The sequence below is a fragment of the Paenibacillus sp. BSR1-1 genome, from assembly GCF_030403775.1.
Classification (GTDB): Bacteria; Bacillota; Bacilli; order Bacillales; family Cytobacillaceae; genus Neobacillus.
This window is the reverse complement of the sequence record NZ_JAQMWQ010000003.1, coordinates 207,156-230,694: the sequence shown is the minus strand read 5'-3', so window position 1 is coordinate 230,694 and position 23,539 is coordinate 207,156. Positions and strand designations below refer to the sequence as shown.

Sequence of the window (23,539 nt, the reverse complement as noted above, 5' to 3'; positions counted from 1 at the left end):
TTTCGGGTATGAAAGGGGTATTTTAGTGGCAAGGAATCAGCAAGCTTTTGATTATAATGATGACGCCATACAGGTTCTGGAAGGTTTAGAAGCCGTTAGAAAGCGTCCAGGAATGTACATTGGCAGCACCGATTCACGGGGACTCCACCATCTCGTCTATGAGATAGTGGACAATTCAGTCGATGAAGCGCTTGGCGGATTTGGTGATCACATCATTGTCAAAATACACAAAGACAATTCAATAAGCGTAATCGATAAAGGCCGCGGTATGCCTACTGGGATGCATAAAATGGGGAAACCGACTCCAGAGGTCATCTTAACTGTTCTCCATGCAGGGGGAAAATTTGGCCAGGGCGGTTATAAAACTAGCGGTGGTTTGCATGGTGTTGGTGCATCAGTCGTCAACGCATTATCGGAGCGGCTAACTGTAACAATAAAGCGAGACGGTTTTGTCTATGAACAACAATTTGAACATGGCGGGAAGCCAATCACTACACTCGAAAAAATCGGCAAAACCAATCAAACGGGAACTACGATTCATTTTAAGCCGGATCCCACGATTTTTTCGACCACAACCTATAATTTTGAAACCTTATGTGAGAGGTTACGAGAATCAGCGTTCCTGTTGAAAGGGCTCAAAATTGAAATCAATGATGAACGTAATAACCTTCATGAAGTTTTTCATTACGTAAACGGAATCGAAGCCTTTGTTGAGTATTTAAATGAAGAAAAAGATGTTCTTCATCCTGTTGCTAGCTTTGATGGTACACAAAATGGAATTGAAGTTGAATTTGCCTTCCAATTTAACGACGGCTACTCGGAGAATGTGTTATCTTTCGTCAATAATGTCCGCACGAAGGATGGCGGGACACATGAAGCAGGTGCTAAAACCGCGATGACAAGGGTGTTCAACGATTATGCCCGTAAGGTTGGCTTGTTGAAAGAAAAAGATAAAAACCTGGACGGTTCCGATATTCGCGAAGGCTTATCAGCTATTGTCTCTGTTAGGATTCCGGAAGAACTGCTCCAATTTGAGGGGCAGACAAAGGGAAAACTAGGTACGAGTGAAGCACGGTCTGCTGTAGATGCCGTTGTTTCGGAGCAGCTTTCCTACCTGTTAGAGGAAAATCCTGATATTAGCTCTCTCCTTGTCAAAAAAGCTATTAAAGCTTACCAAGCACGGGAAGCAGCGAGAAAGGCCCGCGAGGACGCAAGAAGCGGCAAGAAGCGGAAGCGTTCGGAAGCCGTATTATCAGGTAAATTGACACCAGCCCAGTCGCGGAATCCACAAAAAAATGAGCTTTATCTTGTTGAGGGTGACTCAGCAGGCGGTTCTGCCAAACAAGGCCGTGACCGCCGTTTTCAAGCGGTCCTTCCTTTAAGAGGTAAAGTTATTAATACCGAAAAAGCGAAGCTGGCGGATATATTTAAAAACGAAGAAATCAATACCATCATTCATGCAATTGGCGGTGGTGTAGGGTCTGATTTCAATGTGGAAGATATCAATTACGATAAAATTATCATTATGACCGATGCCGATACAGACGGTGCTCATATTCAAGTCTTATTGTTAACATTCTTCTACCGCTATATGAGAGCGCTCGTCGAAGCAGGAAAAGTGTTTATTGCCCTGCCGCCTCTATATAAGGTGAGTAAAGGGACCGGTAAAAAAGAAATTATTGAATATGCATGGAATGAAGATGAATTACAGGGTGCCATGAAAAAGGTTGGCAGAGGTTATATGATTCAGCGCTATAAGGGTCTTGGTGAGATGAATGCAGATCAGCTATGGGAAACGACGATGGATCCAGAAACACGTACCCTTATTCGCGTTAAAATTGATGATGCTGCAAGAGCAGAACGCCGTGTTACCACTCTTATGGGTGATAAAGTAGAACCACGCCGTAAATGGATTGAAAGTAATGTGGCTTTTGGATTGGAAGAAGATGAATCTATTTTAGAAAATGAAAATATTACAGTTGTTGAGGAGGGTGCTGAAGGATGAGTGCAAACGAAAAATTCCGCGACTTACCTCTTGAGGATGTACTAGGCGATCGATTCGGAAGGTATAGTAAGTATATTATTCAGGAACGTGCCCTCCCGGATGCTAGAGACGGTTTAAAGCCAGTACAGCGAAGAATTTTATTCGCGATGCATGTCGAAGGAAACACCCATGAAAAAGGCTTCCGTAAATCAGCCAAAACCGTTGGTAACGTTATCGGTAATTACCACCCTCACGGTGATACCTCCGTATATGATGCGATGGTACGGATGAGTCAGGATTGGAAGGTCAGAAATGTTCTTGTGCAAATGCACGGAAACAACGGAAGCGTTGACGGTGACCCGCCTGCTGCCATGCGTTACACTGAAGCCCGTCTTTCCGCGATAGCTGCTGAGTTATTGCGTGATATTGATAAGCAAACAGTAGATTTTATCCCAAACTTTGATGATACATCTTCGGAACCAACTGTTTTACCAGCAATGTTTCCGAACCTCCTTGTTAACGGATCGACCGGAATTTCTGCAGGTTATGCGACCGATATCCCTCCACACCATTTAGGAGAAGTCATCGATGGAGTAATCTTTAGAATGGATAAACCCGATGCTTCTGTTGATGAACTAATGACGATCGTCAAGGGTCCTGATTTCCCTACAGGCGGTATTATCCAAGGAATAAATGGAATTAAAAAAGCCTATGAAACTGGTAAAGGCAAAATCATCGTCCGCAGCAAAGCAGAAATTGAAGAGGTACGGGGCGGGAAACAGCAAATCGTGATTACTGAAATTCCGTATGAAGTAAATAAAGCCAATCTCGTCAAAAAAATGGATGAATTTCGTCTGGACCGTAAAGTAGAAGGAATATCAGAGGTCCGCGATGAAACAGACCGAACTGGCCTTAGAATTGTTATTGAGTTAAAAAAAGATGTAGATGCAGAAGGCGTCTTGAACTATTTATATAAAAATAGTGATCTTCAAGTAACATATAATTTTAATATGGTAGCTATTCACAATAAGCGTCCAAAATTGATGGGTCTTCGAGAATTATTAGATGCTTATATTGAACATCAAAAGGAAGTTGTGACAAGAAGAACACAATTCGACCTTAATAAAGCCAAGGAACGTCAGCATATTGTCGAAGGCTTAATGAAAGCATTATCGATTCTTGATGAAGTAATTGCGACCATCCGTGCATCGAAGGATAAACGTGATGCAAAAGACAATTTAATCGCCAAGTACGGCTTTACCGAGCTGCAGGCTGAGGCAATCGTTTCTTTACAGCTTTATCGCTTAACCAACACGGACATTACCGCTTTAAGAAATGAAGCCGAGGAATTAGCGAAGAAAATTGAAGAGCTTACAAGCATTCTAGCGAGTGAGACAAAACTGCATTCTGTTATCAAAAAAGAATTAAAAGATGTGAAAAAGCGCTTTGCTGATGAACGCCGTTCAAAAATTGAAGCAGAAATTGAAGAGCTTAAAATCAATCTTGAAGTGACGGTTGCCAGTGAAGATGTCATTGTGACGGTTACGAAAGATGGTTATGTAAAACGGACAAGCCAGCGCTCCTATGCAGCATCAGGCGGACAGGACTTTGCAATGAAAGAAACCGACCGTCAGCTGGCACAGCTGGATATGAATACAAAGGATGTCCTGCTCCTCTTCACCAACAAAGGAAATTATTTATTCTGCCCAGTTCATGAGCTTCCTGATATCCGTTGGAAAGACCTTGGCCAGCATGTTGCCAATATTATTCCGATTGATCGGGATGAAGAAATCATTCAGGCGATTCCGGTAAAGGATTTTGAAGCAGATGCATTCTTAGTCTTTGTGACCAAGAATGGAATGGTTAAGAAAACCGAGCTTAAAGCCTATAAGGCTCAGCGTTACTCTAAACCGCTTGTTGGCGTGAATTTGAAGGATAATGACCAAGTGGTTGATGTGCATTTAACGGACGGGGCCAAGGAAATTTTCATCATTACCCATAATGGTTATGCTCTTTGGTTTGATGAAGAAGAAATCAGTATTGTTGGTCAGCGTGCAGCAGGAGTGAAGGGCATTAACCTTAAGGATGGCGACTTTGTCGTTGGCGGAAAAATCATTTCCCCAGACAGTAGTGAAACTGTTGTCGTTGCGACACAACGCGGTTCTGTGAAACGAATGAAATTGAAAGAATTCGAAAAAGCTACACGCGCAAAACGCGGAGTGGTAATCCTGCGAGAGCTTAAATCCAATCCACATCGGATTATGGGATTTGTCACAGCTAATGAACAGGATGAAATTTATATTCAGACGGATAAAGGATATACGGAAACGTTAAAAACAGCGGATCTTAAATTTAGTGATCGTTACTCGAACGGTTCCTTTATCCTTGATGAAGGTGAAAATGGAAAAGTGACAACCGTTTGGAAAGAAGAAAAACCAGATACTCCAAGTGAATAATTGTTTAATAAGACTCTCTTTTAAAAAAGGGAGTCTTTTTATTTGAAGGCTCTGTTAATGGGTATTGTTTATATTTAACACTGTTGATTGTAGCGGAAGGTGCGAAGACTCCTGCGGGAGTACGGGGCAGGGGAGACCCCGCAGGCGCCAAAGCGCCGAGGAGGCTCCACGGCACGCCCGCGAACCGCTCGCACCTGGAGCGCAAATCAACAACAATGTTTAATTGAAAGGCGCATGAATTCTAATCAAATTTTAATCTAAAAATTCATAATTAAAATTGACGATACCGCTTTGCGAGAATATAATTAGGCTACCTAATTATTAGGTATATAAATTAAATTAGAGGTGTGATTATGGCAGACCGTGAAAATCCCACTGTGCAAAAACTACTTAGATCCTTTATTCAATTCAGAAAGACGGGATGGCATGATAAAAAAATAAACGGATATAATCCGAGCGAGTACAAGGTACTGGCTGTTATTTATGAGGGGGCGAATAAGAAAGAAACAGAAATGAAGGTTTCTGAAATTAGTCAAATATTAGAGGTAACCCCTCCGACGGTAACCCAAATCATTAATAACCTCGACAAAGGAGGTTTAGTCGAACGAATGATAGATCCTCAAGATCGGCGTGCCGTAAGAATTAAACTTACTCCAAAGGGAAAAGAACTCACCGAGAACGCTAGAAAGGCATTTTTTGAAAAATATCTGGGACTAGTTGATTACCTAGGTGAAGAGGACAGTGAAAAGCTAGCGGAATTATTAAACAAAGTCCATAGATATTTTTATGAACTGAAACGTTAAATAGAGGGAGTGGAAGAACCTTGTTGAAATTGAGCAAATTCCTTAAGCCATTTCAATTATCGATTATTTTAGTTTTAAGTCTAGTCCTTCTACAGTCGATATCAGAGCTTTATTTACCCACCTTAATGTCTGATATCGTTGATAAAGGTGTTATCAAAGGAGATACAGACTACATCTGGAAAATTGGCGGTTATATGCTGTTGGTTGCGTTAGGAGGGATGGTTTGTTCCATTACCGCAAGCTTCTTTTCTGCAAAAGCTGCATCAGGCTTCGGAAAATTACTTCGTACAAAAGTCTTTTCTCATGTAGGCGGTTTTTCCTTGCATGAGTTTGATAAACTTGGAACTGCCTCTTTGATCACAAGAACTACCAATGATATAACACAAGTGCAGCAGGTTTTAGTGATGATGCTCAGGATGATGGCAATGGCACCAATGATGTGTATCGGCGGCATCATTATGGCTTATTCAAAAGATGCCAAATTAACATTAGTTCTTGCAGTATCGCTGCCAGTCCTCGTTTTGGCTATCGTGATTATTGCAAAAACGGGTATTCCTCTTTTTAAAGCGATGCAGATAAAACTTGATAATCTAAATCGGGTATTGAGAGAAAATCTAACGGGGATTCGTGTCATTCGTTCCTTTAACCGTATCCAGCATGAGAAAAACCGCTTTAATGAGGCCAACTGGGATTTAACACAAACAGCTATTAAGGTTAATAAAATTATGGCGTCAATGATGCCAATTATGATGGTTGTCTTAAATCTTACTTCCGTCGCGATCATTTGGTTTGGCGGCATACGGATCAGCAATGGTCATATGCAGGTCGGGGATATGATGGCATTTATCCAGTATGCGATGCAAATCATGTTCTCGTTCATCATGTTGTCCATGATGTTCGTCATGATCCCAAGAGCGTCAGTATCTGCTGTTAGAATAAACGAGGTACTTGAGACTACCGCTGATATTACGGATCCATCGAAGCCGTTATCAAGTGAAAGCAAAAAAGGTCAGGTAGAGTTTCAAAATGTTACCTTTAGCTACCCAGGTGCAGAGATGCCTGCCATCACGAATATCTCTTTTTCGATGAACCCAGGAGAAGTGACAGCCATTATTGGCGGAACCGGTTCAGGTAAATCGACACTTATTAATTTAATTCCTCGTTTTTATGATGTGGATAGTGGAAAAATCCTGGTAGACGGGATTGATGTGCGTGAAATGACGCAAGAAAATCTTAGATCAAAAATTGGTTTTGTCCCCCAGCAAGCTATTCTTTTTACAGGTACCATCGCTGAAAACATTCGATATGGAAAAGAACATGCTTCGGAAGAAGAAGTCCAACATGCGGCAAAAATCGCCCAAGCTTCTGATTTTATCTTCACAATGGAGGGTGCATACGATGCCGTTATCGCCCAAGGGGGAACGAATGTTTCGGGTGGTCAAAAACAGCGTTTATCTATTGCCAGGGCACTGGTTCGTAAGCCAGAAATTTATATCTTTGATGATAGCTTCTCCGCATTGGATTTTAAAACCGATGCCAAACTGCGTGCCGCATTGAAAGAAGAAACCATCGATTCCACCGTTTTGATCGTGGCTCAACGTGTGAGTACGATTATGGATGCAGATCAAATCATTGTCCTCGATAATGGTGAAATTGTTGGAATCGGGAAGCATAAAGACCTTTTAGAAACAAGTTCTGTATATCGTGAGATTGTGATGTCACAGCTTTCGGAGGAAGAAATCGCATGAGCAATGAGACGAATAATCAAAGGCGGGGACCGGGTTTCGGGCCTGGAGGACGCGGATTTGGACCTGGCGGCATGGGAATGCCTGTCCAAAAAGCAAAGGATTTTAAAGGAACGCTAAAACGATTAATTGGCTACCTAAAACCCCATAAATTTCAGCTTCTTGCTGTATTGGTTACAGCAATCATAAGCACCATCTTTGCCATTGTCAGTCCGAAGATTATGGGGAAAGCCACCACGAAACTATTTGAAGGCTTAATGAAAAAGATAAGCGGTGTCCCTGGTGCAAAAATAGACTTTGACTACATCGGTCAAATCATCCTGCTGTTAATTGGATTGTATATTTTAAGTGCGATATTTTCCTATATTCAGCAATATATAATGGCAGGAGTAGCGCAAAAGACCGTTTATAACCTCCGTAAAGAAGTGGTAGATAAGCTTAATCGTTTGCCATTAAAGTATTATGATTCGCGGACCCATGGTGAAATACTTAGCCGTGCGGTCAATGATGTTGATAACATCAGTACGACTCTGCAGCAAAGTTTGACTCAGCTTATCACTTCGGTTGTTACATTAGTTGGAGTTATTGTGATGATGCTTACCATCAGTCCTTTAATGACACTAATTGTGGTAGTTACGCTGCCGCTCAGCTTTGTGGCCACCGCTAGTATTGCAAAAAAATCACAAACCTTTTTTAAAGGACAGCAAAAATCGCTTGGCCAGCTAAACGGGCACGTTGAAGAAATGTACACCGGACATAAAGTGGTCAAAGTATTTGGCCATGAGAAAAAGTCGATTGAAAAATTTGAGGAAATCAACGAGCAGCTTTACCAATCAGGCTGGAAGGCACAATTTGTATCCGGGATGATCATGCCATTAATGTCGTTTATTAATAATATTGGCTACGTATTAGTATCTGTGGCAGGTGGTATTTTAGTTACAAAAAGGGCAATTGAAATTGGTGATATTCAAGCGTTTATCCAATATGCCCGCCAATTCGCCCAGCCAATCACTCAAACGGCGATGATTGCGAATGTCATCCAATCGACAATAGCCAGTGCTGAGCGTGTTTTTGAAATATTGGATGAAGCCGAAGAAGTACCTGAAGCCATTGCGGCGAAAGAGATTTTGGAGCCAAAAGGTGAAGTAAAATTCGACCATGTTTCATTCGGCTATAAAGAAAATGAACCATTAATCGGTGACATGAATATCGATGTGAAGCCTGGGCAGAGGGTGGCGATTGTTGGTCCAACCGGTGCTGGAAAAACGACGCTGATTAACTTGTTGATGCGCTTTTATGAAATTAATTCCGGTTCAATTTTAATAGACGGTATCGATACTCGGGACTTAAAACGGGAGCATCTGAGAAGTTTATTTGGGATGGTGCTGCAAGATACATGGCTGTTTAACAGCACGATCCGCGACAATATTGCCTATGGAAGAGAAGGTGCGACGGAGGAGGAGATTGTAGCGGCAGCAAAAGCAGCCAATGCCGATCATTTCATCCGAACCTTGCCAGAAGGGTATGACACCATTTTGAATGAAGAAGCCTCCAACATTTCTCAAGGTCAAAAGCAATTATTAACGATTGCCAGAGCGATCCTCGCTAATCCAGCCATCTTAATCCTTGATGAAGCAACAAGCAGCGTTGACACTAGGACTGAGATCCAAATACAACGAGCAATGAATCACTTAATGCAGGGACGCACAAGTTTTATTATTGCTCACAGGCTTTCAACGATTCGTGATGCTGATTTAATCTTGGTGATGAATAATGGAAGTGTGATAGAAAAAGGAACTCATGTAGAACTGCTGGAAAAAGGCGGGTTCTATGCGGATTTGTATAATAGTCAGTTTACTGGCGGAAAATCGATGAAGAATGTAGGATAGAGAAGGGGCGTTCAGGGAGTCTATAGACTTCCTGAACGCTTTTTTTGTGTCTTTTAGGCGGGGAATAGGGGGTGTAATTCCAATTTATCGCTTGAATTGTAGAAATCGATTTGTTTTTTGTAGAAATGGTGCTTGATTTTGTAGAAATCCGCTTAAAATTTGTAGAAATAAGCGTATTATTTGTAGAAATCGACTTAAAATTTGTAGAAATGAAGTAGGTAAAAAGTGAAATTTTTTATTCTGTCTCACTTTCTTAAGTATACTTGGATTTTGAGATGTTTTAAATTTTGTTTATTATAATTATATTATGTAAACTTATTAATTCAAAAAAACTGCCACAGCAATGGCAGCTTTTATTCTATTTGTTCCTTCGGCATATCCATTTTATCAACCGCAATTTTTAAATCATCATTCTTAATATGCGTATAGATCATCGTCGTTTGAATCGATGAATGACCTAACTGGCGTCTTAGCTTTGGCACATCATTTATTTCAGCATGATATCTAGTTGCAAATGAATGACGCAGCTTATGTACGGATAATGACGGCTTGCCAAATGCAGCAGCATATTTTTCAATAAGATTTTCAACGGCTCTAACTTTTAATCTTCGTGATTTTACTTTAGGACCAGTTGGTCCACTAACAAATAATGCTTTTTCATTTTTATCAACATTGTATTTGGCAGTTCTGACTGCTAAATATTCTTGGAGGTCAGCCATAGCTACTTGACTAAAATAAACGAATTGTTCTTTATTTCCTTTTCGGATAACTCGTACACAATACTTGTTATAATCAATATCGTCTAAATCAATTCCGACCAGCTCTGAAAGGCGAAGTCCAGATCCTAGTATTAACGATACAATTGCAGTATCACGTTCTTTATTTAATTGATAAAAGTAGGATAATCTCTTGTTTTCTTTGGTCAATTCACCATAATCATTGGCAATAAATAAGCGGAATTTCTCGTATTCATCACCAAGTAGAATCTTTCCTTCCATTTTCGTAGCTTTCGTTTCCATGCTTTCTTTAACTTCATTAAAATCAATTTTCGCCATGATATTCCGATTAATATAAGGTTTTAACTCCGATGTCTCAGCAATATTTTGAAGGTAGTTGAACAAGGATTTTAATGCGGATAATTTACGATTTACGGTCAGTTCTTTATTATTTAATTGGAAGTTTAAAAAGTTAAGAAATCCGTCAATCTCTATCACAGTCAATCGTTCTAGGCGATCTAACGGAATATCTTCAATTCTACCTTCAAATAGACCTTCACTAAGCATCCAATTAAAAAAGATTTTGTAATCATGGCAGTAATTATACAGGGATGCGGTCGAAAGATTTCTTAATTTATGATTTATGTATTCTTCAACATACCACGGCAATTCTCGGAGCAAGGCTTGAAGTTTTTTGAATTTTTCTTGTTTTGCCTGATTAACCATAATAACACCTCCTTAAATATTTTACTTCATGATATAAACTGCGTCAAATTTATATTTTACGCAGTTTATATTTTTTAGATTAAAGTATTAAAATTAATCTAACGTCAATTGTTCATTAAACTCTCTGTTATCCCAGCGTCTCTTGAATTCAAGAAACTGTTCCTATTTCTTTCGGAACGACAAGAAAAATTGAAATCAAAATTTACTTTGTATGAACAAAAAAATAGAACCTACGCAAGGTTCTATTTGAATAATTTATATGACGTTTAATTTTTTTATTCTTTGATAAATTCCTTTGTACTTCTCATTGTATCAATTGGGCGGACTAATTTTTCTATTTCTTCACGTTTAGGCTCTAAAAATGGTGGTAAAGATAATTTTTCCCCAAGAGTTTCATAAGGTTCATCCCCCATAAAACCAGGACCATCTGTAGCAAACTCGAATAAAATTTGCGGTGCCACTCTTGCATATAACGACTCAAAAAAGTGACGATTTACATAACCTGAAGTATGGAATCCAAAACTACTCATTCGTTCAATCCATTCTTCTAAAACAGAGCGATCCTCAACACGGAATGCTGCATGGTGAACCGTACCAAAACCTTGCCGGGCTTCAGGAAGAATGGCATTATATTCTACAATGACCGAGGCACCATTCCCGCCTTCCCCCACTTCAAATAAATGGAATGACCCTTCTTTGTCCGTCTCTTTAAATAATAGGACTTTTTCCATCATTTCTTTAAAGTAATCAAAGTTGGCAATACGGATAAAAACAGGTCCTAAACCAGTAATTGCATATTCCAGTGGAATTGGTCCTTTTTGCCAAGGTGTGCCAGATTCCACTCCTTTATTGAATTCATCTGAAATCAATTGATATTGCTGATCATCAAAATCAACGAAAGAGAGAGTTTTCTTACCAAATTGTACTTTGATTCCAGTATGTTTGACTTCTAAACGATCAAAACGCTTTACCCAGTAGTTTAATGCTTCATCACTCGGTACACGGAAAGATGTCTTTGAAATCTCGTTAGTACCATGTACCCCTTTCGGAATGCCAGGGAAATCGAAGAAAGTCATGTCTGTGCCTGCGCTGCCTTTATCGTCTGCAAAGAATAGATGATAGGTTTGAATGTCATCTTGATTGACCGTTTTTTTAACTAGACGCATACCTAAAACATAGGTGAAAAATTCATAGTTCTTTTCTGCACTGCTAGTAATTGCTGTTACATGGTGTATTCCTTTTAGATGGTTCATTATATATCCCTCCTGGATTTATATTAAAATTAAGGGTCTTAACTTTACCTCTACAAATTTATGTTTGAAATTAAATTTCCCCTTTTAGGGGAAAAGGTCTCGTAAAAGAACATTTTTATTAGAATAAAAATGCATCTAAGGCATATTGACCAGGACCGACCAAAGCTATACCAATCGCAACTGAAAGCAAAGTTAAGTTGTATTCATATCCATTAGCTGTTGCCCATAATCCGTTAGGTGCATGAACCTTCACAATCGCCATTACCATAGTCCCTGCAATCAAAATACCGGCAAGTGGTGTTAATAGTCCTAATGCAAACAATAGTCCCCCAATAAGTTCTGCTAACCCTGCGAAAAGAGCCATGGTTACTCCTGGTTTCATGCCGATGGATTCGAACCATCCACCGGTTCCTTTTAATCCATAGCCACCGAACCAGCCAAATAATTTTTGAGCACCGTGACCCACAAATAGTAAACCAATTACCAAACGAATAATTAATAAGCCAATATTTATCATCTTATAATCCTCCTAAATGTTATTTATCTCGAATTCGAGATAATGTATTAAAAAAAATGAAAGTTTATACTTTATTCTTTATTCCTTATTCCTTAACTTCCTTTATTGGATCATAAATAGTTTTAGCTGTTTGCATTAATATCAAAAAGGGCAAATTTGAGCATTTCCTCTTCATTTAGTACACCCCCTTAAAAAATCTCGAATTAAAATATCTTGAATATGAGATAATAATAATACTTATAAATCTTTTTGTCAATACCCTTAGGATAAAGTTTTAAATCGCTAACAAGTTTAATAAGTTTCTCATCCTGCAATTTATACATTCGTCTACATTTTAACCTTTTGATTTTAGGACTTTCATTTCCCTCATTAACGACAAGAAGTCCTAAATAAAACCCCAAAATGTTGATTTAAAGGGATTTTTAATTTAGGACTTTTATGTCGTTATACAGTGGCTCCTAATGAGCTAAAACATTTGTGTTCTCTCGTACCATTTCAATAAAATACTTCATAACTCTAAGATCCTCTGTTAATTCCGGATGAAAGGAACATCCTAAGAATTGGCCTTCTCGTGCTAAAACAATGCGCTCTTCATGTTTTGCGAGAATTTCAACGTTTTCGCCTGCTGCAACGATATGCGGCGCCCGGATAAAAACAGCAGGAATATCCTTCCCCACTCCTCTTATGGACATCTCGACTTCAAAACTATCCACTTGGCGACCAAATGAATTCCGTTCGACGACGACGTCCATCACCCCTAGATGAGGCGTATCAAAGCCAACGATTTCTTTTGCCAATAAAATCAGGCCTGCACAGGTTCCAAACATCGGAACTCCCGCGGCGGCTAAAGCACGAATGGGTTCAAGCAACTCGTATCGGTCCAACAGTTTCCGCATTGTTGTACTTTCTCCGCCAGGCAGTACAAGACCATTCAATTCTTTTAGATCTTCAGCCGATTTAACTGAAATGGCCCTGCAGCCAAGCTCTTCAATTTGTCTTATATGCTCTCTGACTGCACCTTGTAAGGCAAGTATCCCAATTTTCAACATATTACCAACCACGTTCCTGCATACGTTCACTTGCATTTAGCGTTGCAATATCAATACCTTTCATCGGTGTCCCTAACTCTTTTGAAATTGCAGCAATTAGTTTATAGTCCTGATAGTGCGTCGTTGCTTCTACAATGGCACGTGCGAATTTTTCTGGGTTATCAGACTTGAAAATACCTGATCCAACAAATACACCATCTGCTCCAAGTTCCATCATTAAAGCGGCATCGGCAGGTGTTGCCACCCCGCCAGCAGCAAAATTTACAACTGGTAAGCGCCCTAATTTTTTAATTTCTAATAATAATTCAAATGGTGCACCTAAAATTTTTGCTTCTGTCATTAATTCATCTGTGCTCATACTAACAACGCGTCTTACCTGTGAATTAACTTTACGAATATGACGAACAGCTTCGACAATATTTCCTGTTCCCGGTTCACCCTTCGTACGTAACATGGAAGCCCCTTCTCCAATACGACGAGCAGCTTCCCCTAAATCGCGGCATCCACATACAAAAGGTACGGTGTAGTCGCTTTTTAATAAATGGAATTCCTCATCAGCAGGTGTTAATACTTCACTTTCATCTATGTAATCAACGCCCATTGATTCTAATACACGTGCTTCGACAATATGACCAATACGTGCTTTTGCCATGACTGGAATCGTAACAGCGTTCAATACTTCTTCTACAATTCGAGGATCGGCCATACGAGCTACGCCGCCAGCTTTTCGAATATCGGATGGTACCCGCTCTAAAGCCATAACAGCAACTGCACCTGCAGCCTCTGCAATTTTTGCTTGCTCGGCATTAATGACATCCATAATCACGCCGCCTTTTTGCATTTCTGCCATACCACGTTTTACTCTTTCAGTTCCAACTTGTTTCATAAAAAAACCTCCATATATTTGATGATTACTAGTATAATAGAAATTGACTTTAAGAAAAGGTTCAATTTTTTAAAAATTAATATGGTCAGTTGGGGAGATTGCAGATGGATATGCTCATGTTTAAATTGGATAAAAGTACAGCAAAACCTTTATATGAACAGCTTTATATCGGTATCAAAGACGCCATTATCCAAAAACAAATTGAAGTTGGCACCAAATTACCATCCAAAAAAAAATTAGCTGAATTTTTAAATATCAGTCAAACAACCATTGAAATTGCCTATGCCCAACTTATCGCAGAAGGCTATGTGGGATCTAAACCCCGCGTTGGTTTTTTTGTAGAAGAGATTGATGAATTACCGTATATTGAAAAAGAGCTATTAAACATGCCTGTAGAAAAGGTCGAAAAAAAAATATATCAATTCGACTTTCATCCAGGAAAAATTGATTCAGACTCCTTCCCTTTTTCACTTTGGCGAAAATATGCAAAAAATTTATATGATCATAGTTCAAAAGAGTTGTTACAAATTGGAGACCCTCAAGGAGAATACGCATTAAGAGCTGAAATTTCTAAATATCTTTATCAATCAAGGGGGATAGTTTGTAAGCCTGAACAAATTGTCATTGGTTCGGGAACGGAACAGCTGCTTCCAATGATTCTAAGGTTACTTGGAAATGATTTAAAATTCGCCCTTGAAAATCCCGGATATTCAGCCATCCCAAAAATACACTTGCAAAATAGGGCCATCCCCATTTCGGTTGATGAAGATGGTTTAATAGTGGATGAACTTGAAAAAACAATTGCCAATGTTGTTTACATTACACCTTCACACCAATTCCCTACGGGTGCGGTTCTATCAGCAACCAGAAGAACGCAGCTATTAAACTGGGCAGCAAAAGATGAAAATCGCTACATCATTGAAGACGATTACGATAGTGAGTTTCGTTATATTGGAAAACCTATTCCCGCTTTACAAGGATTAGACCAAAACGAAAAAGTTATTTATTTGAGCACGTTTACCAAATCATTAATGCCTTCCTTACGTGTTGCATATTGTGTCTTACCTTCAACCTTACTGCAAAAATATAAGGAGACATTCAGTTTTTACTCATCAACCGTACCGAGATTCGATCAGCATATTTTAGCTGACTTTATGAGAGATGGTTATTTTTCCAAACACTTAAACAGGATGCGGAAAATTTATGGCAAAAAACATGAAAAATTAACCCGGATATTAGAAACGTATTATCCGGATGTCAAGATCACCGGAGACCTGGCAGGAATGCACATTTTAATTTCCGTTCCCCTGTCAAAAGGGGAAAATCAGTTAAAACAAATGGCGGCAAAGGACCATATTGCCATCTATCCAGTAAGCGATTATCTGTTAAGTCCCATTGACTATCAATATCCAACTTTCCTATTAGGTTTCGGCAGCATTCCATTGGACCAAATTGAAAAAGGCATACACCAATTAATGAAATGTTGGATGCCGGGGAGAAGGTTCTAATGGCTTTATGTGCGATTAGAACCGTCCTTCCCAATTTTCCTAAACGTTTATCACCCATCTTTGGTGTTTTTATTATCCACAAAAAAACTAATCGGAAGTGCTCCCGATTAGTTTTTTTTAATTATTGGCACGTTTATTTGATTATCACCTTGCGATACCAGTCGGCTGCAGCCTCGACTTCTTGCATTGTTAATTGATGACCTCTATTTTCCCAATGTAGTTCTACCTTCGCATTCGCATTTTCTAATAATGATTGTAATTCCGCTGATTCCATTGGTGAGCAAATCGGATCATTTGAACCAGCAGCAATAAACACATGTTTCCCCGATAAATCGGGAAGTTCAATTCCTTTTCTCGGTACCATAGGGTGATGAAGAATGGCGCCCTTTAAGGCATTTTGATAGTGGAATAATAAACTTGCAGCTATATTGGCTCCATTTGAGTATCCAATGGCAATAATATTATCTCGGTCGAAACCATATTTCTCAGCTGCCCCATCTAAAAAATCATTTAGTTCTTTAGTTCGGAAAATAAGGTCTTCTATATCAAATACTCCCTCCGCCAATCTTCGGAAGAATCTAGGCATTCCATTTTCTAATACATTTCCTCGGACGCTTAAGACTGAAGCCTCTTCATCAATTCTTCCCGCAAGAGGAAGCAGGTCTAATTCATTACCACCAGTACCATGAAGCAATAATAATGTTGGTTTTGTTGGATCTTGTCCCTTATTGAATATATGTTTCATGATTTATCTCCCTCCAAAACACGAACCTCCACTGGAGGCAAGGTTTCTACTAATTCTTATTTTCCAATTACTTAGGCCTTTCAATTTCAAAGATCTCACCAATTTTAGCATAGTTATTTCCAGCCAATCGACTTACAGCACCTAATCTCCTTGGATCGATTCTTCCGTTTTCATAAATATCGCTATCGATATGAAATTGAACAACTTTTCCTATAATTAAATCACATCCTGGAGTATCTGAGCCACCTAGTTCGATGGAATGCTCCATCGAACATTCCATTCGAATTTTTGCTTCCTTTACTCCAGGAACTGAAATCTTCGCACTTTCAACTGGAGTTAAGTTAGCTAACTCAATCTCACTCTCGTCAGGAGGAAGGTTTGCGGCTGTTTTATTAATTTTTTCAACATTGTGGTCATCCACAATATGAACCACAAACTCTTTTGACTCCATGATGTTCCTCGCTGTATCTTTTTGTTTCCCCGATGACCGTTGTATAGATAAAGAAATCATCGGGGGATTGGATGACACGATATTAAAATAACTAAATGGTGCCCCATTTAAAACGCCGTCTTTTGAAATGGTGGTGACGAAAGCAATCGGTCTAGGTATGATGCTGCCTATTAGAAATTTATAATTTTCTCTTTCGGACAATGTGGCTGGATCGATTGAAAGCAAAGAAATCATCCCTTTTCATAAAATCAGTCTAGTTCTCTTACTTCAAATGGTAATAATACTCTTTCAATTTTTTCTCTTTGAGGCTCATACTGCGATGGAAGCATCAATTTTTCTCCCATTGTCTTTTGCGATTCATCATGAGCAAAACCTGGAGGATCAGTGGCAATTTCAAATAGAATCTCTCCATGCTCTCTGAAATAAATGGCATTAAAGTAGTTTCTGTCCTTTACAGCAGTGACGCCATATCCATTCGCAGCCACATACTTTTGCCAATCTAATTGATCTTCGTCATCAATAGCCCGCCATGCAATGTGATGGACCGTTCCTACACCCATTTGCCCACGACCGATTGGAGTTAATTTAACGTCGATAATATTTCCAATATCAGCAGTGGAACGAAAACGTGCGAAATCTCCTTCCTTACCGACTAATTCAAGCCCCATTACTTTTTCTAATAATTCAGCCGTTTTGTTAGGCTGGGTCGATAATAGAGTTGCGCCGCCAAAACCTTTGATAGCAACTTCAGGTGCAACCTCACCGAAAGTCCAGGTATTTATTTCTCCATCTTCTCTTTCCACAATTTCCAAGTGAAGACCGTGTGGATCATCAAATTCCAAATATTGCTCTCCGAAGCGGTCCATTCTTGTGAAAGGTACCTTAAATTTTTCTAACCTTTTTTCCCAGAATTTCATGGCACCTTTCGGAACTACATAAGAAGTAACCCCTACTTGACCATCTCCAATGACTCCCTGACGTGCTCCAGCCCATGGAAAGAATGTAATAATGGTTCCTGGTTTTCCACCTTCATTACCGAAATAAAGGTGATAGGTGCCTGGATCATCAAAATTGACCGTTTGCTTAACCAAACGTAATCCCAAAACTCCTGCGTAAAAATCCACATTTTCTTGCGGATGCCCTACGATTGCTGTGATATGGTGAATACCCATTGTTTTCTTACTCATTTTTTCAACACTCCTTTATAATTTAAAATTATAAATTAAAATCCAGTATTTAACTAAACAAGATACTTTATTTTGTTCCTTTTAAGGATTTAAAACTCAATTATTTGTCTTAATTTAAGAATCTTTAAATTGAGATATTTAGAATAAAAAAGCATCTAAAGCATATTTACCAGGACCGATTAAGGCAACACCAATTGCCACTGCAAGTAATGTTAAGTTAAATTCATATCCATTTGATGTAATCCATAATCCGTTTGGCGCATGAACTTTTATGATTGCCATAGCCATAGTTCCAGCGATCAAAATTCCTGCTACTGGGGTTAAAAGCCCTAATGCAAACAATATTCCGCCAACAAATTCTGCTAACCCTGCAATAAGAGCCATGGTTACTCCCGGTTTCATGCCAATGGATTCAAACCATCCTCCAGTTCCTTTCAATCCATGGCCGCCAAACCAACCAAACAATTTTTGAGCTCCATGTCCAACGAATAATAAACCAATTACCAAACGAATGATTAATAAACCGATATTTATCATCTTAAAATCCTCCTAAAATTTTTTATCTCGGATTCGAGATATATTAATAAAAAAAATGATATTTAAACGATATCCCTTACTTTTTTCAAAAGCTGCACCAATGTCTCGGCCTCATCATCATCTAATGATTCAAACATCTGATTAACAGAATCATGATATTCTGGCATGATGACATTCATTAGCTCATTTCCATCATCAGTTAATGTCACATGGATCACTCGGCGGTCATCTGGACAGGCATTTCGGCTTAATAAACCTTTTTGCTCCAGCTTATCTATAACATAGGTCATCGAACCACTTGAGATCAAGATGCAATTTCCAATTTGTTGAATCGTTTGTTTCCCTTTTTGATAAAGTACCTCTAAAACAGAAAATTCCGTAATACTTAACTTATTTTTGGCCATTTCTTCTTTTATTCGTTCATGAATTGCTTTAGATGTTTGCATTAATATCAGAAAGGGAAGATTATTGCATTTCCTCTCCATTCATTACACCCCCTCAAAAAATCTTGAATTAAATTATCTTGAATCTGAGATAATAATAATACTTATATTTTTTTTTGTCAATAACCAATTTATAAACTTAAAGAACAACATATTGAGTCAAACGGTTTAACAGGAACCGAAGCTCCTGTTTGGCAAAACATTTGACTCTCAACTTACGCCTTTTTTAACATAAATTTATACGTCCTATTCATGTTATTTTTCCCATTCGTTCTTTAATCTCACAATTGTTGAGCCTCCAATTAGTTCTACAATATTATCGTAGGCCAAACGAATTGAAACACCTATCATTAACAATCCAATGATGACGGTGAATACTCCATCTAAAAGATGTAAATTTGTAATCGAGGTTACTACTACTGCAAATAAGGCCAATAAGGCACTTGTGACGGACACAAGATCTTCATAGAAGACAAATCTTGTTGGAGGAGTGGCTCTGCCGACATTTTTAAATGATTCAAGGACAATTCTGAGCCCTTTTACCGTTATCCCAGAACCATGATTTATTTCTTTCATTGCCTTAATTAAAACTGCTCCATCAATAACCAGGTTTAGAATTAAAATAAATATGTTCATCAAAAGACCTTTACCTGGTTCAACAGGATGATAAATGAAATGACATCCCTCAGAGATGGTTTCAACTGCCATTGCGAAGACTATCAATGCGGCAATCATGCCAAAAATATGGTTCAAATGTTCGAAACCATTTGGAAACCGTTTTGACGGTTTTTTTTGAGATAAAACACTTCCTATAAAAATGAAACATTGGTTAACTGCATCTCCTAATGAGTGCATAGCTGCGGCAAACATAGCTCCGCTCCCACTAATGCTTCCTGCTATAAATTCAGTTACAGCAATAAGCGTATTACCGGTCATGGCAAATGCTGAAGATTTGTTCCCTTTTTTTACTGACTCAATAAACTGCCTAATTTTCATATGCTTACCTCCCCCACTCTTGTTTTTTATATTGTCCCAATAAATATGGAAAATATTGATAGGATCAATTTTTTGTAAACTTTTTAAGAGTTGAAAAAGTAAAAATACATGTATAAAAATAAAACATTCCACTTGTATAAATGATAAAACTCCCAAATTCGACTTACCGTTTTAAATTGTAAGCTATTAACCCATTATTTAACAGAAGAGTACATATTTACTAGTTTAATGCACTCTTGAAAAGGGAATTACCGGAGGTATAATATTAGAGGATTTTCACAAAATTTAATGGATTTGGATAAGAACTAGGGGGTGTTCATTAAAATGGCTTCCTCTTATAGGAGAAGTCTTTACTTCGACAACGCAAAATTTATCTTAATTTTTTTAGTGGTATTCGGTCATGTGATTAGCCCATTAAAAGGTAATGACGATTTTCTATTTTCTTTATACTCGGTCATATTTCTTTTTCATATGCCAGCGTTCATCCTTATTTCTGGATATTTTTCTAAAGGATTCAATAAGAAAGGTTATTTCTTAAAAACGGTAAAGAAGATCTTATTACCCTATTTAATTTTCCAAGTGATTTATTCTATTTTTTATTATATGAATGGGCATGAATCCACGCTTAATTTCGATCTCCTCAAGCCGCATTGGACATTGTGGTTTTTACTAAGTTTATTCAGTTGGAATCTACTCCTTTATGTTTTTGCAAGATTGAAATGGATTGGGTTTGTTATAGCAATAGCAATCGGTATAGGCATTGGTTATATTGATAATGTTGGCAGTTATCTATCATTATCAAGAACTTTTGTGTTTTTTCCTTATTTTCTTCTAGGTTTTTTATTGGAACCGAAGCATTTAAAAATTGTTAAAAAAGTTAAAAATTCAACTTTCATTGGATTTGTTATTCTTTTATGTACGATGCTGTTTGTGGGATTTTTCTTTCCAAAGGATGGTATACCGTGGCTGCTAGGTGATACTTCATATGCGAATATGGGCTTGAAGGGACTAGGTAGTGGTTTGTTACGTTCTTCACAATATTTAGTAACTTTAATCGTTATTTATGGCTTTTTGGCCATTGTTCCAACTAATGAATTTAAAATGACGGAGATTGGCCAAAGGACCTTGTATATATATCTCCTGCACGGATTTATCATAAAAACGATTCAAACCATCGTCTCAGATGATGTACTAGATGAAGTTTCAGATCATTACTTGATGCTCATAATTTTTTCTCTTGGGCTATGCATATTATTAGGAAATTATTTGATTCAAAAATACACACGGCCATTGATTGAATTAAGATTATAACGAAAGAGAGTTGGGAAAAACCAACTCTCTTTTTTTATCGATTCTTTATACAATCATTTCATAAACACCAATCAAAATTAACAGGATACCTGCAACAATATTAGAGTATCTGCCAATGTTCATATCGCAAATCTTACTGCCAAGTTTTATTCCACTCCAAATTGATAAGAAGGAAAATACTCCAATAGATACGGTGGTTAAAACAGGCGAAACACCTGTAATACCTGCTCCCAATCCCATTGCTAAACAATTGATTGCTAACGCAAATCCTAAGAAAATCGACTCTTTAATAGAAATCACTTTATCATCATTTATATCTGCTGAATCTGGATGAGTAATAACATTAGAAAAATTAGAATCAACTTTCACTTCCATTGGAGATGAATGTGCAGAGGAGGAATCTACAATGCATTTAACCCCGATAAAAATAATAATCAAACCACCTGCAAAATTGGCCAATCCGATAGAAATAAACTTTGAGATAAATTCCCCTGCATTGATTGAAAGATAAGCACAAAACATGGAAACTATTGCAATAATTAAATTTGAAACAAATGGAATTCGTGTTGACCTTAATCCATACGAAACACTAATGCCTAAATTATCTAGATTCGACGCAATACCAATTAACAATATAGACAAATAATGCATACTTTCCTCCAATGTGTGTGCGTTCGTCCAGTTGTTTTCAGGAAAAATTCTTATGTGTATTTATATATTCAAATCGTTTGAATTATGTTAATTAGAATCAACACTACAACATTAAAGATTTTTATAAGGAACCTCTTTTTCCTTTCATTCACAAATAACCTTTTCATGATATTCGGGTATTTAAAGGAAAATGAAATCGAAAAAGCCGGCTTCCAATCTCAGAAGCCGACTTTTTATTTTATAATCTTAAATTTCCTCTATCGATCCATTTTCGAAATGATTTTTTCATAAAGAATTTAAATGTCAACACATGTATTATTTATACGGGATAGAAATGAAATAAAATAATCCCTCTAATTAAGAGGGATTCATCTATTTAAGCAAGAGATTCTTGCTTTTTTACTATTTCTAAAGACTTGATATGATACCCATCAACTTCAAGGACTTTAATGTCAAATTCACCATGATTAATAATATCGCCTTCGACAACATCCATCTTTTTGGATAATATCCATCCACCAATGGTATCAATATCCTCGTCTTCTAAATCTAATCCAAATAAATCATTTATTTCTTCAATAAGCACTTTTCCGTCTACAATTGTTTTATTGTCATTAATTTTATTTATCTCTGGAACTTCATCAGCATCAAATTCATCTCGAATTTCACCGACAATTTCCTCTAGAATATCCTCGACCGTTACTAAACCTGCCGTACCACCATATTCATCCACTAATATTGCCATATGAATGCGATCTTTTTGCATCTTTAATAACAAATCATGGATTGCAATCGATTCAATAACCTGGATCACAGGACGTACATATTGGTCGATTGGAGTATTTAAATTATTGTTAATGATATAGTCCGTTAAAACTTCCTTCATGTTTAGCATACCTACGATGTTATCTTTTTCCCCATCGATGACTGGGTACCTTGTATAGTTTTCGCTTTTAACGATTTCCAGGCATTCTGCTAAAGTTTGTGATTTATCCAGCGCTACAATTTCTGTACGTGGCACCATAATTTCTTTTGCAATTCGATCATCGAATTCAAATATGTTGTTCACATATTTATACTCAGATTGATTAATTTCCCCGCTTTTATAGCTTTCGGAAATGATTAATTGAAGTTCTTCTTCCGAGTGAGCAACTTCGTGTTCTGAAGCAGGTTTTAAGCCAAAGATGCCGATAATCAAACGTGCAGATCCATTTAATAATTTGATAAAAGGATACATAATTTTATAAAACAGAATCATTGGTCTCGCGAATAATAAAGTGACAGCTTCCGCTTTTTGAATCGCAACCGTTTTGGGAGCTAGTTCTCCTACCACAACGTGGATAAATGTTACAGAAGCAAAGGCGATAACAAATGATACAATACTTGAAACAGATTCTGGCAGGTTAAGGCTGACCAACAATGGGTGAAGGATATGCTCTACCGTTGGTTCACCCAGCCAACCTAAACCTAATGCTGTGACTGTAATACCTAACTGACATGCTGATAAATATTCGTCTAGGTTAGTAATAATTTTTTTAGCTGCAATGGCGTTTTTATTTCCTTCTGCAACCAGTTGATCAATTCGTGAACCTCGTATTTTAACAATGGCAAATTCATATGATACGAAAAAAGCCGTAAAAGCAATTAAAATTGCTATGGTAATCAAATTAATTATTATCAATAATC

The 23,539-nt window shown here is 37.9% G+C and carries 20 protein-coding genes; 7 read left to right on the top strand and 13 right to left on the bottom strand.

Annotation, left to right across the window (positions count from 1 at the left end; all coding sequences use genetic code 11):
* Nucleotides 1-25 precede the first annotated feature (25 nt).
* The 5 genes from parE to PH210_RS06845 all read left to right on the top strand — a co-directional run bounded on the left by parE (nucleotide 26) and on the right by PH210_RS06845 (nucleotide 8,877).
* Nucleotides 26-2,005 (top strand): DNA topoisomerase IV subunit B, encoded by a 1,980-nt coding sequence (gene parE, locus PH210_RS06865; RefSeq protein WP_289984155.1) that lies wholly within the window; start codon nucleotides 26-28, stop codon nucleotides 2,003-2,005.
* Entirely contained in the window at nucleotides 2,002-4,440 is a 2,439-nt protein-coding gene (parC, locus tag PH210_RS06860) for a DNA topoisomerase IV subunit A (protein WP_289984154.1), read from the top strand. Before parE ends, parC begins: the two co-directional genes overlap by 4 nt.
* 353 nt (nucleotides 4,441-4,793) lie before the next feature.
* Nucleotides 4,794-5,243, top strand: coding sequence for a MarR family winged helix-turn-helix transcriptional regulator (locus tag PH210_RS06855; protein ID WP_289984153.1), 450 nt, complete (start codon nucleotides 4,794-4,796; stop codon nucleotides 5,241-5,243).
* A gap of 20 nt (nucleotides 5,244-5,263) precedes the next feature.
* A complete protein-coding gene (locus PH210_RS06850) occupies nucleotides 5,264-6,991 on the top strand; it encodes an ABC transporter ATP-binding protein (protein ID WP_289984152.1) in 1,728 nt (575 codons plus the stop codon).
* Nucleotides 6,988-8,877, top strand: a complete 1,890-nt coding sequence (locus tag PH210_RS06845; protein WP_289984151.1) for an ABC transporter ATP-binding protein — start codon at nucleotides 6,988-6,990, stop codon at nucleotides 8,875-8,877. The genes PH210_RS06850 and PH210_RS06845 overlap by 4 nt, the downstream gene beginning before the upstream one ends.
* A gap of 353 nt (nucleotides 8,878-9,230) precedes the next feature.
* On the opposite strand, the gene xerS is transcribed toward PH210_RS06845, so the two are convergent.
* The 5 genes from xerS to pdxS form a co-directional block, all read right to left on the bottom strand.
* Nucleotides 9,231-10,319 carry a tyrosine recombinase XerS gene (gene xerS / locus PH210_RS06840; RefSeq protein WP_289984149.1) on the bottom strand — a complete coding sequence of 363 codons (1,089 nt, stop codon included), beginning with the start codon at nucleotides 10,317-10,319 and terminating at the stop codon, nucleotides 9,231-9,233.
* A 275-nt stretch (nucleotides 10,320-10,594) separates the two neighbouring features.
* Nucleotides 10,595-11,572, bottom strand: coding sequence for a ring-cleaving dioxygenase (locus PH210_RS06835; RefSeq protein WP_289984148.1), 978 nt, complete (start codon nucleotides 11,570-11,572; stop codon nucleotides 10,595-10,597).
* Between the two features lie 118 nt (nucleotides 11,573-11,690).
* Complete coding sequence (locus PH210_RS06830; RefSeq protein ID WP_289984147.1) at nucleotides 11,691-12,089, bottom strand: DoxX family protein; 399 nt, start codon at nucleotides 12,087-12,089, stop codon at nucleotides 11,691-11,693.
* Between the two features lie 458 nt (nucleotides 12,090-12,547).
* Complete coding sequence (gene pdxT, locus PH210_RS06825) at nucleotides 12,548-13,138, bottom strand: pyridoxal 5'-phosphate synthase glutaminase subunit PdxT (protein ID WP_289984145.1); 591 nt, start codon at nucleotides 13,136-13,138, stop codon at nucleotides 12,548-12,550.
* A 1-nt stretch (nucleotide 13,139) separates the two neighbouring features.
* Nucleotides 13,140-14,024: a pyridoxal 5'-phosphate synthase lyase subunit PdxS gene (gene pdxS / locus PH210_RS06820; RefSeq protein ID WP_289984144.1), complete on the bottom strand. Its 885-nt coding sequence runs from the start codon at nucleotides 14,022-14,024 to the stop codon at nucleotides 13,140-13,142.
* 104 nt (nucleotides 14,025-14,128) lie between these two features.
* On the opposite strand from pdxS, the gene pdxR reads away from it, so the two are divergent.
* The gene (gene pdxR / locus PH210_RS06815) at nucleotides 14,129-15,532 is read left to right on the top strand and encodes a MocR-like pyridoxine biosynthesis transcription factor PdxR (protein WP_289984142.1); all 1,404 of its coding nucleotides are present in this window, start codon (nucleotides 14,129-14,131) and stop codon (nucleotides 15,530-15,532) included.
* A gap of 133 nt (nucleotides 15,533-15,665) precedes the next feature.
* Here pdxR and PH210_RS06810 read toward each other — a convergent pair whose 3' ends face one another.
* The 6 genes from PH210_RS06810 to PH210_RS06785 all read right to left on the bottom strand — a co-directional run bounded on the left by PH210_RS06810 (nucleotide 15,666) and on the right by PH210_RS06785 (nucleotide 19,891).
* A complete protein-coding gene (locus PH210_RS06810; protein ID WP_289984141.1) occupies nucleotides 15,666-16,277 on the bottom strand; it encodes an alpha/beta hydrolase in 612 nt (203 codons plus the stop codon).
* Nucleotides 16,278-16,344: 67 nt separating this feature from the next.
* Nucleotides 16,345-16,953, bottom strand: a complete 609-nt coding sequence (locus PH210_RS06805) for a flavin reductase family protein (RefSeq protein ID WP_289984140.1) — start codon at nucleotides 16,951-16,953, stop codon at nucleotides 16,345-16,347.
* 23 nt (nucleotides 16,954-16,976) lie between these two features.
* On the bottom strand, nucleotides 16,977-17,915 hold the full coding sequence (locus PH210_RS06800) for a ring-cleaving dioxygenase (protein WP_289984139.1): 939 nt from the start codon (nucleotides 17,913-17,915) through the stop codon (nucleotides 16,977-16,979).
* Nucleotides 17,916-18,053: 138 nt separating this feature from the next.
* Nucleotides 18,054-18,452 carry a DoxX family protein gene (locus PH210_RS06795; RefSeq protein ID WP_289984137.1) on the bottom strand — a complete coding sequence of 133 codons (399 nt, stop codon included), beginning with the start codon at nucleotides 18,450-18,452 and terminating at the stop codon, nucleotides 18,054-18,056.
* Nucleotides 18,453-18,514: 62 nt separating this feature from the next.
* On the bottom strand, nucleotides 18,515-18,937 hold the full coding sequence (locus tag PH210_RS06790; RefSeq protein ID WP_289984136.1) for a MarR family winged helix-turn-helix transcriptional regulator: 423 nt from the start codon (nucleotides 18,935-18,937) through the stop codon (nucleotides 18,515-18,517).
* A 213-nt stretch (nucleotides 18,938-19,150) separates the two neighbouring features.
* Complete coding sequence (locus PH210_RS06785; protein WP_289984134.1) at nucleotides 19,151-19,891, bottom strand: cation diffusion facilitator family transporter; 741 nt, start codon at nucleotides 19,889-19,891, stop codon at nucleotides 19,151-19,153.
* Between the two features lie 324 nt (nucleotides 19,892-20,215).
* Between PH210_RS06785 and PH210_RS06780 the strand changes: the two genes are divergently transcribed.
* A complete protein-coding gene (locus PH210_RS06780; RefSeq protein WP_289984133.1) occupies nucleotides 20,216-21,202 on the top strand; it encodes an acyltransferase family protein in 987 nt (328 codons plus the stop codon).
* 45 nt (nucleotides 21,203-21,247) lie between these two features.
* Here PH210_RS06780 and ytaF read toward each other — a convergent pair whose 3' ends face one another.
* Together ytaF and PH210_RS06770 are read right to left on the bottom strand one after the other, a co-directional pair.
* Entirely contained in the window at nucleotides 21,248-21,853 is a 606-nt protein-coding gene (gene ytaF / locus PH210_RS06775) for a sporulation membrane protein YtaF (RefSeq protein ID WP_289984132.1), read from the bottom strand.
* A 376-nt stretch (nucleotides 21,854-22,229) separates the two neighbouring features.
* Nucleotides 22,230-23,534: a hemolysin family protein gene (locus PH210_RS06770; protein ID WP_289984131.1), complete on the bottom strand. Its 1,305-nt coding sequence runs from the start codon at nucleotides 23,532-23,534 to the stop codon at nucleotides 22,230-22,232.
* Between the last annotated feature and the right edge of the window lie 5 nt (nucleotides 23,535-23,539).